The following is a 14,926-nucleotide window of genomic DNA, read 5'->3' on the forward strand; positions in this document are numbered from 1 at the left end:
TAGGGTTGGGTCTAGTGCTCAAGCGATCCTCTGTTTGACTACTCTTAGCCATCGCCGATTTGTTGACGACTTAATTCAAGTTGTTGGACTGCCAGTGGGTGCTCGTATACGGCTTAGGTATCGAAAGCCTTACGTTTCGGATGAGGTCTGGTCAATCGCATTATCCGGAAACGCGACGGCCTGGCACGCGATTATTGCGCTTGGCGGGATTAATGATCGGAACGTTGGCGCTTTCGAGCTTATCCGCACAGGTGAAATTATTTCGGCCGTAATCTCCGGTGAAATAATTATGCTCGAGATTGCTCTTGCGGGCTATTCAGCGGAGGAATTTGATCATGCATGGCGTGAAGTTAGTAGTCTTGCTCGGGGCATTCCTAGCGGGGTGGAGGGTGGCTTCGGGAGAGGAGTATATCTCCAGAAACTCAAGCACTTCCCAGTGAATGTCGTGGCGGATGTTACGGTCGAAGGTTGGGAGCGTGCTACTGATGCTGTTTTTCGTGTCGATAAGGGCCGAAACCTGTCATTTCTCTATTTCATGCAAGGGGCGGGGAGCGGCGCTTTCGCGCAGTTGGGAGATCACGGGGTGTTGGTGGTTGAAAGTGGGACAAGTTTGAGTTGGGATGTCCACACAAAGTGCATCGAGAAAACAAAGGAAATAAAGAATCCAATCGGTGAGGTCACGATTGAAGTCTCCTGTCATCCGATGCGGATGATTACTTCACGGCGGATACGAGTCGATTCGCGGCGGGACATGCGTCGTATGAATCTTTCCTGTGGCGCAGGATTCAGATCGGTTGCCGGGCATTTATCAATAAGGGTGATGGAATTTTCCTACGAAGCGGCCGACCCCGATTCGAAATCATCCGGGAGGTCTGAAAATTCTCTGTCGAGGCATGATATCCCTTTGCGCGCCGGAAAGATCATGCCAATAGTTGCATCCGTGGCGGCTGCAGTGGCAGCCGGATTGGCCGTGGCGGAAGCGGATTTACTTGGCAGTTGGGCGGACGTGGTCCCAATTATTGCAGGGCTAACAGTTCTGATTAGTCTATTAGTTGGATTTCGAGGGAAAGATGATTTATAGAAATGTGGATATTGCTTCTCTCATCATTGTGTCGACGTCTATTGACGCCCAATCTGGATTTCGTTCGATGCGCTTAATGCACAGTTTCTCCTTCCAGTGCGATGCCCAATGGTCGTCAGAAAAATCATGCATCGTTGCGGTTGCCCCTTCGTGATGAACTTCATGAATATTCGAGGAGAACTCGAACAAATAAACCTGTCGCGCAATACCATGGCCTAAGTGGTTGCGATTAACCCCGAGCTCACTAAGCGCTCGCACAATATTCTGCCATCTGACTTTTGGCCCGTTCCCGAATCCAGCTGGAATATGCATATCATGATCTTTGAGCCACGCAACTATATGAGGGTATAGCTCCTCCAGATGTATGGTTCCAAAGCCCTTTGTATAACCAAGTGGTTGAGCTAATAATCGATCGCCAATCTTAAGGCGATTGTAAATTGAACTTCGACCAAAAGCGCTGGTGGTTGTAACAGCAAGCAGCGGCTGCGAGAGGCGCTTCCCTAATATGACCGTTTCAGATTTTCCATAGTTGCGCCAGTACGCTTGCCTAATCTTCTCCGAATGGATGAATCCAGCCACCAACTTTCCGCCTAAGAGAGGGGCGTACGTTGGGGAGGCGCCAACCGTGTAGGCATCCATTGTTGTGTTTGCGATCGCCAGTTTGTTTTCCTTTGTGGCGCCCAAATACTCATCGCGGCAGAGGAGATCTGCCGGCGGAGACTGTAGGCCGATGATTCCAATAACTGCTTGGTGATGCTGATCCATCACTAGATAGCGCAGCCTCCTGCCATAGCCCTTTGAGAATGGCATTGACCAGTACGCTCGGCAAAGACGAAATAACTTACCCTCAAGGCTCCGATGATTTCCAACGGGAACGAGCTCGGGACTAATCCTGCTAGGATCGATGGTGCTGGCCTGAGGGAAGTAACGACGAAGCCGCTTGTAATCTGCCAGCAGGCTCTTTCCATCTGCACCGTTGTCGTAGGACTTCGCTTTGACGTGCAGTGATCTGATGGCGGCCTTGTCGCCTCTAATGACTGCGACTTGGCTGCGATCCCATGCAGCGGCGATGTCCTCGGCAAGCTCCCCTCCGGAGAGAACTCGTAGAATCCTGCGGCGGCCATCCAGGTCTGGGATGGCCTCCTGGCTTGAGGGGGCAGGCACAAGAAGCGGCAGCATAAGGTGTTGTCATGACGGAGGGTGTATTTGGCCAGCAACACAGTCGGCTGTCAACAGTCGCGAGCTGGCGCCGTTCGAGAGCGTAAGTGGGGCGCGATCGGATGATAGGTGTCGATTGAGTACTTGCTCGTGCCATGCCGCTCTTGGCGAGGGGCTCCATCGATGGAAGAGATGTGCTGTCGCATCGTCGATGGAGTGTTCGGCCTCTTTGCTGCGCGTTAGGGCCAGCCGATGCTCCGGAAACCTCGTGTCCGGCAAGTCTCAGTATTCGCTTAGAGGCTGGATGCGTCCCGTTCAAGAGGGATCTAGTCGGGCGAGTGGCGGACTAGATCCCCCCTCACTCACCGTAAGAGCTCGGCGCGTCTCTTCCGCCGGCGTGCTTCAGCCCACTGGAGGCCAGAGGATCTACTTGCTTCCTGAGGGGGGGGCGGTGGCCGCACGACGTCGGCGCTGCGATGACCTCTGCCGACTGGGGCGGCGAGATCTGATCATGCTTTAAGCGGGCGCGGAGTTCTCTTACAGCACCATGCATGCATGGCTGACGGAGCTGCGCTGGCTGACGTGCGAAGTTATCTGCGCCCCGGCAGCCCGCCACGCACTGAAGGCATAGCTCTTCGGATGCTGCTCTTCTTCTCCATGGCAGTCGTCTTGAGCAAGCGACAAAGCTGCGCCGGGGCACCACATCTGACTGGTACTTGGGCTGTAGATGGTCCTAGCGAAGGGACACTTCGCCTGGGCATCCTCGTACCTAAGATGGCTACTCAGCCCGGAGTCACCGATTCAAGCTTCATCAGTAGCGCATTGATTGCCGGGATATCAGGTGGCGCCCAGTCGATTGCATGCAGTTCCCCAGGGGGGCACCATCGGATCTCTGAGTGTGCTTCGAGCCTTCGCGGAGCGGAGACTGCTTCGCAGATGAAGCAATGCAGGCGAAGGTTCCACTTGCCCAGTGGTGTGAAGTAGCTGCCGAGCTCTTCGCGCACGTTGATCGCCATGCCCAGCTCCTCGTCGATCTCACGTATCAAGGCTGCTTCGGGCTGTTCGCCGTCTTCGACCTTGCCGCCAGGGAACTCCCACTTGAGCCCGGACGGGCCGCCGGCAACGCGCTTTGCAGCCATGATCTTGCCGTCAAGAAAGATGATCGCCGCCACGACGTGAAGGTCGATGAGAGCTGCTGGCATGTCCTGGTGTGCTTCAGTCATCAGTAGTCGCTGCCTGGGGCACTTGGCTGCCGGTGAGCTGTTCAAGCTGCTCGATCTTTGCGCGGAGCTTGTCATTGATGTGGGTGCCGTCGGCGCCGCAGTGGATTCGACGGTGGCAGGTTGGGCAAATAGCCGCGACCCTGTGGGGAGCATCAAGGCCGCCATCTGAAAGCCTATCGATGTGATGGACTTCCAGATACGGTGAGCCATTCACTCTCAAGAATGGAGCCGGGTGCTCGCATGCCTCGCAGGTGTCGCCTGCTCTTGCCAAGGCGTATGCCACCACGTGACTCGCGCGCTCGAATAGGGTTCGCCTTGCGTCCTGAACCTTCTTCTTAGCCGGGGCGGCCGCTTGAAGGGCCTTATCTCTAAGCGCTTTCAGGTCAGAGTCGCCGATTAGGCTCTGCGTGTTCACAACGGCAGTTGCTAGCTCGGCTCTGCCATCGTCCAAGGTCTCTGCCCTAACGAGCTGGAATTGAAAGATCCTTCGCTCATTTTCCAAGCGGTCGAGACCGGTCCCCTCGCTTACGCTGGCACACTGCATCTCTCCCACATAGCGGCAGTAGCCGCTGTCCTTGGCATCTGGGAGCTCGTGCTTGACCTCCGCTCTGGAGGCAGTCTCGAAAAGATGAAGTGCTCGGCCATCCTCAACGTGACGCTGGATGGCCGCATTGCCGGCGTCCATTGTCATGTCCCCGAGTTGGCCTTCCCCTGTGTAGTAGAAGACCTGATTCAAGGCGTCCCAGGTGTCTAAGTACCCGTGTTGTTCGCCGCTTTTGCCTGTAAAGATAAAGATCGCAGGCACCTTTCTAGATGGCGCGATTCCTGACTGTCTGCCGCCGCCGAACTGGTCATGGATGCTAGAGCGCTTGTAGAGCTGCCCCTGCCTGAAGGTTGGTATCTCCATCGCCAATCCTCAGGGCTTAAATTGGCCGTCGACGACGGCGTTCTCGAACGTCCTCGACAAGTGCGCGAGAACCTGGCCGCAGGTGCTTAACCTCACTTCTTTTCCCGACTGCTTACGGCTCCCCGACCGCCCGCTGTAGACCGGGGCCTGGTTCCCGTAAAGTCCTGCTGGGGGCGCCCATTCGACTTTGGCGCTGCCAAGATCTTGTTGATGGCGGCGGCGAACACGTCCGGACTGGACTCAACATCAAAGCGGCTCTTGGGTTTCTGCCCGGACGACTCTTTGGCGAGAGCGACCGCGGCCGTGACGATCTCCGCAGTCACCTGGCCATGCGTGGAACCGCCGAAGTAATTACTGATGCGCCGATACTCCGCGCTGATGTCCTCAGGCGAAAGGCCGAGAAGCGCACTGAGCTGAGCTGCCTTATCCCATGGCACCGGGCGGCGACCGCTAGCGAACTGGGAGATGAAGCCCGGGGTCACGTCCAGCGCTTCCGCCAATGCTGCTTGGTTAAGCCCAGACGCCGGAATAGCCTCCGTAATCACGGTGCCTTCGGGTGTCGTGGGGTTCGCTGGGCGTGGCATGAAGCAATGCTATGAATGCACTGCAAGTGCTGCGATGAGCATTGCTATTTACATGCGTAGATAGCGATGCTATGTTTGGTTTCGGTGCGTGCGAGATCTTGCGATCCACGGCTTCTTGCGGTTCCTACGCATCGCGGTCGATAGCGAAATCGGGAGAGAAGTCGCTGAAAAGCACGCGTCTACTACCAACTGGAGACGCCCCATGTCGAACGACAAGGCTGTTGTTGTGACTGGCTTGACCCTCACCCGTGGCTGGAACAACGTGGTGAGGCTCTCGCTTCCTGATGAGGCATATCCGCGGCACATCGACGCGGGCAGAGCAGGGCGGCGCTATTGCACCGAATTGCGCCGCTGCACACTGGCAATCGCGATGTCCTCGCTGCTCCCGCTCCAGGCTGTTTGGGCGCAATCCGCACCTTCGGCGGATGGTGCGCGCAATGCAGCGCAGGCGGAAGCAACGCGTGAGGCAGGCGCGATCGAGCTCGATCGCATCGAAGTCACCGGCACCCGCATCCGCGGCGGTGCCACGCCGTCGCCGGTGGTCACCCTCGGCAGTGAACGCATCCGGGAAGAGGGCTTCGCCGACCTGGGCGAGGTGGTCCGCAGCCTACCGCAGAACTTCTCCGGTGGGCAGAACCCGGGCGTCATCCCGTTCACCGTGTCCGGTGCGGGGGCGCAGAACACCAACCTGAGTGGCGGGTCCGCGCTGAACCTGCGCGGGCTTGGTGCCGATGCCACGCTCACCCTGCTCAACGGTCGCCGCATGGCCTACGACGGCATCTCGCAGGCGGTGGACATCAGTGCGATTCCGGTGGAGGCGGTGGATCGCATCGAGGTGGTTGCCGATGGTGCATCGGCCATCTATGGCTCCGATGCGGTGGGTGGTGTGGGTAATGTCATCCTGCGCCGTGACTTCGAGGGTGTCGCCGTGGGCGTGGGCTATGGCACGGCGGACGGTGGCGGCTTGACCACGCGCGAGTACACCGCGACCGCCGGGCATGTCTGGACCAGCGGTGGGCTCATCGTTACGTATAAGGATGCGACCACCGACCCCATCTACGCGCGGCAGCGGGCTTACACGCGGTTCCTGCGGGATCCGTACACGCTCTACCCGGGCAGCGACCGGCGCAGCGGCCTGGTCAGTCTGTCGCAGATGCTCGGCACGCAGGCAGAGTTGCGTGTGGATGCCTTCCGCACCGAGCGCAGCCAGCGCTATGGCGCCCAGGACAACCGCAGCAACGTCTACATCGAGGCCACGCCCGACGCGACCACCACCTTGCTGTCGCCGCGGGTGGATGTGTTTCTGCCGAACGACTGGACGCTGTCGGTGGGTGCCACGCGCTCCCGGAGCCGTCTGGACCACGATCAGGCGATCACGCTGGCAGCCTCCGGCGCGCTGCTGCAGCGCACGCAGCTGTGCTACTGCAACGAGGGGCGCAGCTACGAGGTTGGGTTCGAGGGGCCGCTGCTGGCGTGGTCCGCCGGCGATGTGCGGCTGGCCGTGGGCGCCGGCCAGCGCGAGAACAGCTTCCTGGAGTACAACCAGATCACCCGGGTGGCGGCGATTGAGGGTGACGAGGCCGCCCGCTTCGCCTACGCCGAGCTGCATGTGCCGGTGCTGGGTGACGCTGGGGCCGGCAGTCAGCGCCTGACGCTGACCGGCGCCGCGCGCTACGAGGATTACGACAGCTTCGGCAGCGTGCTGACGCCCAAGCTGGGCGTGGTGTATGGCCCCGGTGCGGATGTGACGCTCAAGGCGTCGTGGGGGCGCTCCTTCAAGGCGCCCACGCTGTTCCAGCTCAACCGGCAGCGGCTGACAGGCTTCAACTACGCCACCGCCTACGGCGGCGTGGGCACTCCGCCGGGGGCCACGGTGTTGCTGCTGGATGGCGGCAACCCGAACCTGGAGCCGGAGCGTGCCCGTACCTGGACGGCATCGGTGGCCTTCCACCCGGCGGCGGTGCCGGGGCTGGAAGCGGAGCTGAGCTGGTTCGACATCGATTACACCGACCGGGTCGTGGCACCGATCACGCCGACCTCCCAGGCGCTGCGCAACCCGGCGTTCGCGGAGTTTGTCACCTACGCGCCCACGCCAGAACAGCAGGCGGCGGCCATCGCGGGCAGTACCTTTCTCAACTACATCCGGGTGCCGTACGACCCGGACACCGTGGTGGCGCTGGTGCATGCGTACTACACCAATGTCGCCCGTCAGCGGATCCGCGGGCTGGACCTGTCCGGTGCGTACGGCTTCGATCTGGGCACGGGGCGGCTGACGCTGCGGGGTGCGTCCAGCTGGATCCAGAGCACCCAGCAGGCGACGGCGGCGGAGTTCGACCTGGCCGGGACACTGCACAACCCGCCGAAGCTGTCGGGCCGGGCTGGGGGAGTGTGGGCGCGGGACGGGTTCTCGGCGGCGGTATTCGCCAACTACAGGCATGGCCTGGAGAACGTGGCCGCCGGCGAGACGACGGCCTCGTTCACCACCGTGGACACCACGCTGCGCTATGCGCCGGTCGGGCAGGGCAGGGCCTTGCGTGACTGGGCGCTGGCGCTGTCGGTGCAGAACGTCTTCGACCGGCCGCCACCGCTGCATGACACCACCGTGCTCACGCCGTACCTGGTGCCGCCGTACGACGCCACCAACTTCTCGGCGATTGGCCGCTACTACCACGTCACCGTATCGAGGCATTGGTGATGGCGGGCGTGAGCGCGGGGAGGGGCACTGCATCAGCAATACCCGCTGCTGCAGCGCTGGCGACGAGGCTCGTGCTGGTGGCGGTGGCGGCGTTGATTGCGTGTGCCGCTGCCGCACCGGCCCATGCGATCGCGCCACGCAGGCTGCTGGAGGTGGCGGACTTTGGCGGCGTATCCGCCTCACCCGATGGCGGGCGGGTGGCGTACCGGGTCGAGCAGCCTTCGGTGGAGCGCAATACCTACGACACGGTCTGGTATGTGCAGGACATCGAGGCCGGCACGCCCGCGCTGCGTGTGGCCGATGGCGGAGCGCCGCTGCGCGAGCAGACCGGGCTGTCGATCCCGGCACCGGCGGTGTGGTCGCCAGACGGTCGCTGGATCTACTACCGGGCCTTGCTCGGCGGTCGGGTGGATGTCTGGCGCGCGGCGACGGATGGCTCCGGCGCCACACCGCTGACGCAGGACGCCGCCGATGTGCGGGCGTTCGTTTTGAGCGGCAACGGCCGTGAACTGCACTACAGCGTGGGCGCACCACGCGAGGCCGTACTGGCGGCTGAGCAGGCCGAGTACGACCAGGGCATCCACATCGACCGCACGGTACCGCTGGGGCAGGGGCTGTTCCGCTCCGGCTACGTGGACGGCCGCCTGGCGACGCAACGTCTGCGGGATAACGAGGTCATCCGGCATCCGCTGCTGGCCGACGTGCCCGACCGATGGAAGGCGGTGGACCTGGTCACTGGTGAGCGGTACGCGCTGGACGGGCGCCGGATCCCGCCGGCCCCGCTTGCCGTTACCGACCTCGCAGCCGAGGGCGACATCCGCAGCGTGGTGCAGGAGCCGGGCAGCGGCCGCATCGCACTGACCCTGCGCGCGGGCGAGCACGATCCAGATGCCCGTCCGACGGTGACGCTGGCGATGGTCCCGCACCGGCGTGCGCGGGTGCCGCGCGAATGCGTTGCGCAGGTCTGCAAGGGCGCGACCATCACCGCGATGCAATGGCGGCCGGGCACGGACGAGGTGCTGTTCACCACGGAAGACGCCAGCGCCGGACACGCACAGTCCATCCACCGCTGGAACGTGGCCACCGGTCAGGTGCAGCCGCTGCTGCAGAGCCGGGGCCTGGTGAATGGTGGCGTGCGCCTGATCCCCAGCGACTGTGGGGTCAGCACGCGCGCCCTGGTGTGTGTGGTGGCCGAGGCCGACCGGCCGCCGCGACTGGAGCGCATCGACATCGACACCGGCGCCCGCCGGGAACTGTTCGACCCCAATCCCGCACTCACCGCCGACATGCCTGCCACGCAGGTCAGGCTGTTGCGCTGGACCGATGCGGCCGGCCGGGAGTTCACCGGGCAGTTCTATCCAGCCCGCCATGACGCGGGCGGGCCGCCGCCGCTGTTCGTCAGCTACTACTGGTGCAAGGGTTTCGTCCGCGGCGGCCTGGGCGAGGAACTGCCGTTTGCGTCGCTGGCCGCGCATGGCATCGCCGCGCTCTGCATCAACATGGCGCCGCTTGGCGACGATGGCATGGAGCGGTACGAGCAGGGGCGCTCCGCCGTCGAGAGCGTGGTGGCGCTGCTTGCCGGCCAGGGCGAAATCGATCCCGGCCGGGTAGGGATGGGTGGTCTGAGCTTCGGCGCGGAGATCACCACCTGGACGGCGATGCATTCGGACGTGCTGGCCGCGGCATCGGTGAGTTCGCTCGGGTTGTCGCCGCTGTACCACCTGCTGCTCAGCAACTTCGGCGATGCGTTCCACGCCCGCCTGCAGGCGGGCTGGCAACTGGGCGCGCCTGATGAGACGCCCGAGCGTTGGCGGCGGTTCTCGCCGCTGTTCAACCTGGACCGCATCCGGGTGCCGCTGCTGATGCAACTGCCGGAGCAGGAGTACATCCACGCGCTGGACTACGCGGTGCCGCTGATGCGCGATGGCCGTGCCGACCTGTATGTCTTCCCGCACGAGCCGCACCAGAAGTTCCAGCCGCGGCACAAGCTGGCCGTGTACGAGCGCAACCTGGACTGGTTCCGCTTCTGGCTGCTGGGCGTGGAAGACCCCGATCCGGCCAAGCGCCCGCAGTACACCCGCTGGCGTGCAATGAAGGCAGGCCTGCCTGCGGCGGTGGACACAGCCCAGGCGGGCGATGACGGTCAGGGCTGATGCCTGACCCAGTTCTCCACCATGCACAGGTCGAACACGCGCGTGAACGCGTGGCCACCCTCGGGAATGCCGTCGCCCATGAAGGCATCGAGCGCCTGGACGTCCAGCAGACCACGCTGCTGCAACCTGCCTTGCAGCAGGAAGTCGCGCATCGCAGGGCGGTTGCGCTGATACACAGCACCCAGATAGCTCATGAAGGTGCCCTTGCTGCGCCGATGGAGGATCTCTGCAGGCAGTACATCCGCAAACGCGGCCCGTGCTACGGCACGGTTCATGCCGCCTGCGATCCACATCCATGTGGGTACGCGAAGGCAGGCTTCCACGACGGGCTGGGACAGCAGTGGCATCCGCACCGGACGTAGCGCCCCGCGTGCCAGGCTGTCGCGATAGGCCTGGCACGTGGCCAGGCCGCGGATGCGCTCCACGTCGCCGGGCAGCGCATCTGGCGGCGCGTCGCTCCAGGGATGCGCGTTGGGTTGCACGGCGGGCATGTCCGCCGCCAGGAACGACCGGTCCGCCGGCCGGACCATCGCCGGCGGGCGACGCAGCTTGCGCAGTGTCAGCCGTCCGGCCTTCCAGAAGGTGCACTGGTGCAATGCGGCCAGGTCCTGGACGGCGGAGAGGCCCCGGATGACGCCGCGCTCCCTGACCGCATCCGCAGCCGGGGCTGCGGTGTCGAGCGCGCAGAAGATCGTGTCCCCGCCGCCGCCCGAAAAGAAGCCGTTGGCACCGTGGCGAGCTGCTGCTGCCAGCATGACCTCGTCCACTGCGTGCTGAAGTACACCGACCCGCGGCATCACGCATTGCGGATGCGGCGCGAATGCGAACCGCGCCGCCTCCAGGTGAAGCGTCTCGGTGTGGAGCGGCACACCGAGCAGGTCGGCGATCTGAGCCGCGTACTGCCGTTCATCGGCACCGGGCACCGTGGTCACCAGCGACGTGCAGGCGACGTCCGCGACCGCACCTCGCAGGCTTGCGCCCACGATGGATGAATCCAGGCCACCGGAGAGTTCGAGCAGGACGGAGCGGTCGACGCGCGCCAGCGCCTGCGTTGCCGCGACCACCGCACGCCGGATGTCACCTGCCGCCTGCTCTGGAGTGTGATGCCTGGCATCGCGCGCCACGAACCGCCAAGGCGACCACAGCTGCTGGACGGTGTGTCCACGATCGCGCACGTGAAGCGCGCACCCTGGCAAGAGTTCCTGCAGTCCGGCGAGCGCGGTGCGCGCGGTCTTGATCTGGGGGAACGCCAGGCGATGGACGATGGCGTCCCAATCGATGGATCGGCGGTAGACGCCGGCGCGCTCCGCAAGCGAAATGTCCGAGGTGATGAACCCTTGGCCTGCCTGCAGCCGATAGAAGCAGGCCACATCACCGGAAGGGGAGGGCTCGCGGAGCACCGTGAGGCCACCCCGTGGGTCCGGCTGCAGGAGCAGGTAGGGCCCCCAGCATTGATCGAGCAGGTATTCGCGGACCTGACCCGCCTCGGTGAATGTTGGAAGCTGGCTGGCCTGCCGGAGAGGGCTTCCATCGTGGGAGAACACATGCCCAAGCAGGATGCCGCCGGCCGGGATCCCGAGCGTCGGTGTGTCCTCGCCCACATGGAGTGAAATCCCCGGCGCGATGCTCACGTGACGCAAGCCGATGTCGCGCAGCTCGGCACTACGCGCGCCCGAGGCGTTCTCGTCGGTGCCTGGTACCGGGCCGAAGATGGCGAGATAGCGGACCATCACACGATCCGGATCGGCGTGTGGGCATGGGTATTGCCGACGGTGTCGTTCAACACGAGGTCGCCGACCTGTACCCAGCAGTGCGCCGAGAAGGGAGCGCCTGTCACCGCGAATACCAGATGCGCGGCCAGATTTCGTCCGGCCATGAACCTGATCAGCGAAATGGAATCGACCAGACAGCAGGTTTCGATGGGCGCATAGGGGCGGACACGCAGAAATGCCGCTGCCGTCGTGGCCAGCCGGTGATCGACCGCAGCACCCGGCTCTACCAGGACCAGCCCCGCTCTGCGCTCCCGGTCTGCACTCAACCGCCGGAGCACATGCGCCAGGGGGCGTGTCAGCAACAGAAACTGCGACAGCATGACGATGCGCACGGCATCGATCAGGTCCGAGAAGGCGACGGCCGCCGCTGCCGATTCATGCTCCATGGCACTGCGCGTGGGCCGGGGCATGGGTGCGTCAGCGACGGGACCGCATGCGTCGCCGCTGTCGATGAGCAGGCCGGCATCGACCAGTCTGCCGAGATCTGCGTCCGCACAGTCACCGTGCTGGTGCGCGATGAAGCGCCGCTCCATGACGTCCGGAAGCCGGAAGTAGCGATCATTGCCGATATCGAGAAAGACAAGGTGGCCGTCGACTTCGCAGAACGACACGTCCGGCCGCAGCTGAAGAGACATCACGGGTGCCCTCGAACGAGAGAGGCGCACCTTCCGGTGCGCCTCCATGGTTCACTCCTCGGAGATCCCGGGCATCGGGATCTGGCCGACCGGCTCGAAGCCCAGGTCGGTGCCCTTGGTCTCCACGCTGGCGACGCCGAGCTCGATCACATCGTCCAGCACATCGCGGCGGTTGCTGTCGTTCGTGTTCATCGCTGACTCCTTGGTTGCGCCATGGGAATCCATGGCACGGAAAGCCTAGGAGCCGCGAAATTGAATACTCAACTGATTTCTGCGTGATGCCGGCTTGATTAAGCGGCGGCGACGTGGCGTTCACTGCGTCGGCTGTGGGATCGCAGGCTGTTGGGGCCGGCGGCAACGTCCGCCCCACCGGTCTTCGACGTGCCGGTGACCGTTGTGTGGGTGCGTCGGGCCTGACCGATGGGAGATGGCCGCAGGCGACCCGTCAAGGTGTGCGCGTGTCCGGCATTGGCGGCGCGTCCTGTCGTGCGACTGGCGCCGGCGCGCCGTGTGCGCCGGTGATCCGCTGCCAGATCTGCGCGAACACGTAGCACGCTTCCGAGGGGCGGAGAATGCGGGCCACCGCCTCGTTGCCAAGGTAGGTCTGCACCAGTACATCGATGTCGGCATGTGGCTGCCTGAGATAGGCGTCGTATCCAGGCGACATCACGGCCAGTAACGTACGAAGCTGCGCACGGCGGAGGCCTTGGGAAGTCCGCCGTAGTGGACGCGCCAGTACGCCTTCTCGCGGTCGATGTCGACCATCATCGACCGCGCTTCCTGGCTCTGTTGTGTGTGCATGGGCCCGACCGTACACCTGGCCGCCGTTCGCGGATGTGACCGCACGTTCGCGCGGCTGACGGATTCATCTTCCGCTCGGCGCGATGCCGTGCGGGTCTCGGGGCACACCGTGTTCGATCGCGGCCACCAACTGTTCGAGCCGGTAGGGCTTCGGAACGAACGTGACGGCTGGCGGAAACGGCGGCAACTGCGACCGCGACAATCCCGAGGCCACCACCAGCCGCGCTTCCGGCTGCGCGCGCGTGGCCTCCATGATCACATCCAGGCCAGAAACGCCTTCCGGCATGCTGAAATCGGTGATGACGATGACGAACCGTCGTTTGCTGCGGAGAAGCAGGAGCGCTTCACGTCCGTTGGGTGCCGTGGTTACCTCGTAACCGTGGTCGGCAAGCGCTTCGGCCATGAGGCTGCGGAGGGCTTCTTCGTCGTCGACGAAGAGCAGCTGTGCTTTCATGAGTGACTTCTCAGTCGGCAGGTGGATGAAGGGCGACATGCTGTGTGCAGGCGTTCTGGTCGACCCGGTGGACCCGCCCAGGCTGCGAAGCCATGCCAACCATTCCGTGGCGCGGGCAGCCCGCTGCTGCGCCCAGCTTTCCTGATGATGGGAGCGGGCCAGGCACGCGGTCCTGCCGCTGGTCACGGATGCCGTGGCCGCTGCGGTGGACCGGCATGTGGATGTACGACCGGTCTGGCTGATCGGAGCGCCCAGCATCGCGAGCGAGCTGCGACGTGGAGGTGACAGGAGGGGCGCTGCCTGTCGGCGGCGTATCGCGGGTGCACCAGATCGTGGATGGCGCCTCGGGCGAGGCCTTCCAGGCCGGTTCACGCTTTACGATGACGTCCCGTCGATGCAGGCACGCTGGATGAGCGCAAGCGGACGTGTCGTCACGTTGCGCGCAGGACGCGCTTTCATCGTGCTTCTACACAGTGTGGCCCCATGACGTCGCCACGGCTCCACGGCGCCCGGACATGCCCGCGCTGTTGGTGAAGTGAGGGAAGATGCATGGCATCCGCCCGCCACAATGCGTGTGCTTGTCGAGGGTGCCCCGCTTCCCTCGCTGGCCCTGGAGGAATCCCTGGACCAGCTGGACTAGGCACTCGGTGACACGGTGGCGCCGGTGACGACCCGCTGTGGTCTTGCCCGCACTCCGCTCGATCGGAGGATGCGTGCGGTAGGCATACGCACCGGTGGCATGGCTCCAACGCTTCCACTGGTGCTCAGTGCAGACGCCTGAGGCCATCGTGCAAGGCCGCCACGATCTGCGGTACCCGCTGCTGGCGGCGCGCGTGGTAGCGGCGCAGGGCCGTCTTCAGCGCCGGGATGTCGCGGGCCTGCCAGAGCCGGTTCAGCGCAGCCAATTCGTCGAAGCCGTCCTCGAACAACGCGCCCTTGGCCCGGCGGATCGGCGCAAGCTGGCCGTTGGCGCGCCTGACCGCCTCGTGCAACGCGCGCTGGCCGGATGCCTGGGCGATGGCGTCGAACAGTTGCCAGGTCCGCTTGACCAGGTCGTCGTCCGGCGACTTCAGGATGAGCCCGCCGTTCCTGCGGAGCCGCTTCGCGGCCACGAGGCTGCAGGCCATCGCCAGCAGCCGGTCCATCCAGTCGTAGAGGTCGCGCATGCCCAGTTCGGTGGGCAGCGGCACATGCAGTCCTTCGCGCGCATGGTCGATCACCAGGCCCTCGCCGACCAGCCGATACAGCGCGAACCGCACCGGCGTGGGGCTGGTCCTGAACTCCTGCGCCAGCTTGCCCGGATCGATCCGCTGACCCGGCAGGTAACGGCCCGACTGCAGTCCGCGGCGAACCTGCTTGTAGAGAAGCGCGCTCTTGGAGTGGGGTGTGTCCATGACGGGACTCCCTGTCTGCCCACGAAGATGCCGGTGCCCGCTCTGCCAGGTTGCTGGTGTGTCGCTGGC

13 protein-coding genes are annotated in these 14,926 nt (G+C 63.9%); 3 read left to right on the forward strand and 10 right to left on the reverse strand.

Going from position 1 to position 14,926, the window contains the following annotated elements:
* The first annotated feature begins 34 nt into the window (after positions 1-34).
* Positions 35-1,081 (forward strand): hypothetical protein, encoded by a 1,047-nt coding sequence (locus IB242_RS15510; protein WP_192281455.1) that lies wholly within the window; start codon positions 35-37, stop codon positions 1,079-1,081.
* On the opposite strand, the gene IB242_RS15515 is transcribed toward IB242_RS15510, so the two are convergent.
* The 4 genes from IB242_RS15515 to IB242_RS15530 form a co-directional block, all read right to left on the reverse strand.
* A complete protein-coding gene (locus IB242_RS15515; RefSeq protein WP_192281458.1) occupies positions 1,076-2,260 on the reverse strand; it encodes a Druantia anti-phage system protein DruA in 1,185 nt (394 codons plus the stop codon). The two genes, IB242_RS15510 and IB242_RS15515, sit on opposite strands and share 6 nt — an antisense overlap.
* A 761-nt stretch (positions 2,261-3,021) precedes the next feature.
* Positions 3,022-3,462, reverse strand: a complete 441-nt coding sequence (locus IB242_RS15520) for a (deoxy)nucleoside triphosphate pyrophosphohydrolase (protein WP_192281461.1) — start codon at positions 3,460-3,462, stop codon at positions 3,022-3,024.
* Positions 3,455-4,369 carry an HNH endonuclease signature motif containing protein gene (locus IB242_RS15525; protein ID WP_192281464.1) on the reverse strand — a complete coding sequence of 305 codons (915 nt, stop codon included), beginning with the start codon at positions 4,367-4,369 and terminating at the stop codon, positions 3,455-3,457. The genes IB242_RS15520 and IB242_RS15525 overlap by 8 nt, the downstream gene beginning before the upstream one ends.
* A gap of 92 nt (positions 4,370-4,461) precedes the next feature.
* A complete protein-coding gene (locus IB242_RS15530; RefSeq protein WP_192281467.1) occupies positions 4,462-4,953 on the reverse strand; it encodes a helix-turn-helix domain-containing protein in 492 nt (163 codons plus the stop codon).
* Positions 4,954-5,155: 202 nt separating this feature from the next.
* Between IB242_RS15530 and IB242_RS15535 the strand changes: the two genes are divergently transcribed.
* Complete coding sequence (locus IB242_RS15535; RefSeq protein WP_225540701.1) at positions 5,156-7,648, forward strand: TonB-dependent receptor; 2,493 nt, start codon at positions 5,156-5,158, stop codon at positions 7,646-7,648.
* The gene (locus IB242_RS15540) at positions 7,648-9,801 is read left to right on the forward strand and encodes an Atxe2 family lasso peptide isopeptidase (protein WP_225540705.1); all 2,154 of its coding nucleotides are present in this window, start codon (positions 7,648-7,650) and stop codon (positions 9,799-9,801) included. Before IB242_RS15535 ends, IB242_RS15540 begins: the two co-directional genes overlap by 1 nt.
* Here IB242_RS15540 and IB242_RS15545 read toward each other — a convergent pair.
* The 6 genes from IB242_RS15545 to IB242_RS15565 form a co-directional block, all read right to left on the reverse strand.
* Complete coding sequence (locus IB242_RS15545) at positions 9,792-11,531, reverse strand: asparagine synthase (RefSeq protein ID WP_192281490.1); 1,740 nt, start codon at positions 11,529-11,531, stop codon at positions 9,792-9,794. The genes IB242_RS15540 and IB242_RS15545 overlap by 10 nt on opposite strands.
* Positions 11,531-12,208: a lasso peptide biosynthesis B2 protein gene (locus tag IB242_RS15550; protein ID WP_192281493.1), complete on the reverse strand. Its 678-nt coding sequence runs from the start codon at positions 12,206-12,208 to the stop codon at positions 11,531-11,533. Before IB242_RS15550 ends, IB242_RS15545 begins: the two co-directional genes overlap by 1 nt.
* Positions 12,209-12,259: 51 nt before the next feature.
* Complete coding sequence (locus tag IB242_RS15555) at positions 12,260-12,400, reverse strand: benenodin family lasso peptide (RefSeq protein WP_192281496.1); 141 nt, start codon at positions 12,398-12,400, stop codon at positions 12,260-12,262.
* A gap of 474 nt (positions 12,401-12,874) precedes the next feature.
* Positions 12,875-13,009 (reverse strand): hypothetical protein, encoded by a 135-nt coding sequence (locus IB242_RS20690; protein ID WP_255523470.1) that lies wholly within the window; start codon positions 13,007-13,009, stop codon positions 12,875-12,877.
* Positions 13,010-13,073: 64 nt separating this feature from the next.
* On the reverse strand, positions 13,074-13,502 hold the full coding sequence (locus IB242_RS15560; protein WP_225540708.1) for a response regulator: 429 nt from the start codon (positions 13,500-13,502) through the stop codon (positions 13,074-13,076).
* A gap of 725 nt (positions 13,503-14,227) precedes the next feature.
* Positions 14,228-14,857 (reverse strand): GntR family transcriptional regulator, encoded by a 630-nt coding sequence (locus IB242_RS15565; protein WP_192281499.1) that lies wholly within the window; start codon positions 14,855-14,857, stop codon positions 14,228-14,230.
* Positions 14,858-14,926: the final 69 nt, after the last annotated feature.

It is taken from the genome of Xanthomonas sp. XNM01 (assembly GCF_014851915.1).
Taxonomy (GTDB): Bacteria; Pseudomonadota; Gammaproteobacteria; order Xanthomonadales; family Xanthomonadaceae; genus Pseudoxanthomonas.

Coding starts and splice junctions, on each gene's coding strand:
- IB242_RS15515 (WP_192281458.1), bottom strand. CDS start 2,260: ATGCTGCCGCTTCTTGTGCCTGCCCCCTCAAGCCAGGAGGCCATCCCA.
- IB242_RS15520 (WP_192281461.1), bottom strand. CDS start 3,462: ATGACTGAAGCACACCAGGACATGCCAGCAGCTCTCATCGACCTTCAC.
- IB242_RS15525 (WP_192281464.1), bottom strand. CDS start 4,369: ATGGAGATACCAACCTTCAGGCAGGGGCAGCTCTACAAGCGCTCTAGC.
- IB242_RS15530 (WP_192281467.1), bottom strand. CDS start 4,953: ATGCCACGCCCAGCGAACCCCACGACACCCGAAGGCACCGTGATTACG.
- IB242_RS15535 (WP_225540701.1), top strand. CDS start 5,156: ATGTCGAACGACAAGGCTGTTGTTGTGACTGGCTTGACCCTCACCCGT.
- IB242_RS15540 (WP_225540705.1), top strand. CDS start 7,648: ATGGCGGGCGTGAGCGCGGGGAGGGGCACTGCATCAGCAATACCCGCT.
- IB242_RS15545 (WP_192281490.1), bottom strand. CDS start 11,531: ATGGTCCGCTATCTCGCCATCTTCGGCCCGGTACCAGGCACCGACGAG.
- IB242_RS15550 (WP_192281493.1), bottom strand. CDS start 12,208: ATGTCTCTTCAGCTGCGGCCGGACGTGTCGTTCTGCGAAGTCGACGGC.
- IB242_RS15555 (WP_192281496.1), bottom strand. CDS start 12,400: ATGAACACGAACGACAGCAACCGCCGCGATGTGCTGGACGATGTGATC.
- IB242_RS20690 (WP_255523470.1), bottom strand. CDS start 13,009: ATGCACACACAACAGAGCCAGGAAGCGCGGTCGATGATGGTCGACATC.
- IB242_RS15560 (WP_225540708.1), bottom strand. CDS start 13,502: ATGTCGCCCTTCATCCACCTGCCGACTGAGAAGTCACTCATGAAAGCA.
- IB242_RS15565 (WP_192281499.1), bottom strand. CDS start 14,857: ATGGACACACCCCACTCCAAGAGCGCGCTTCTCTACAAGCAGGTTCGC.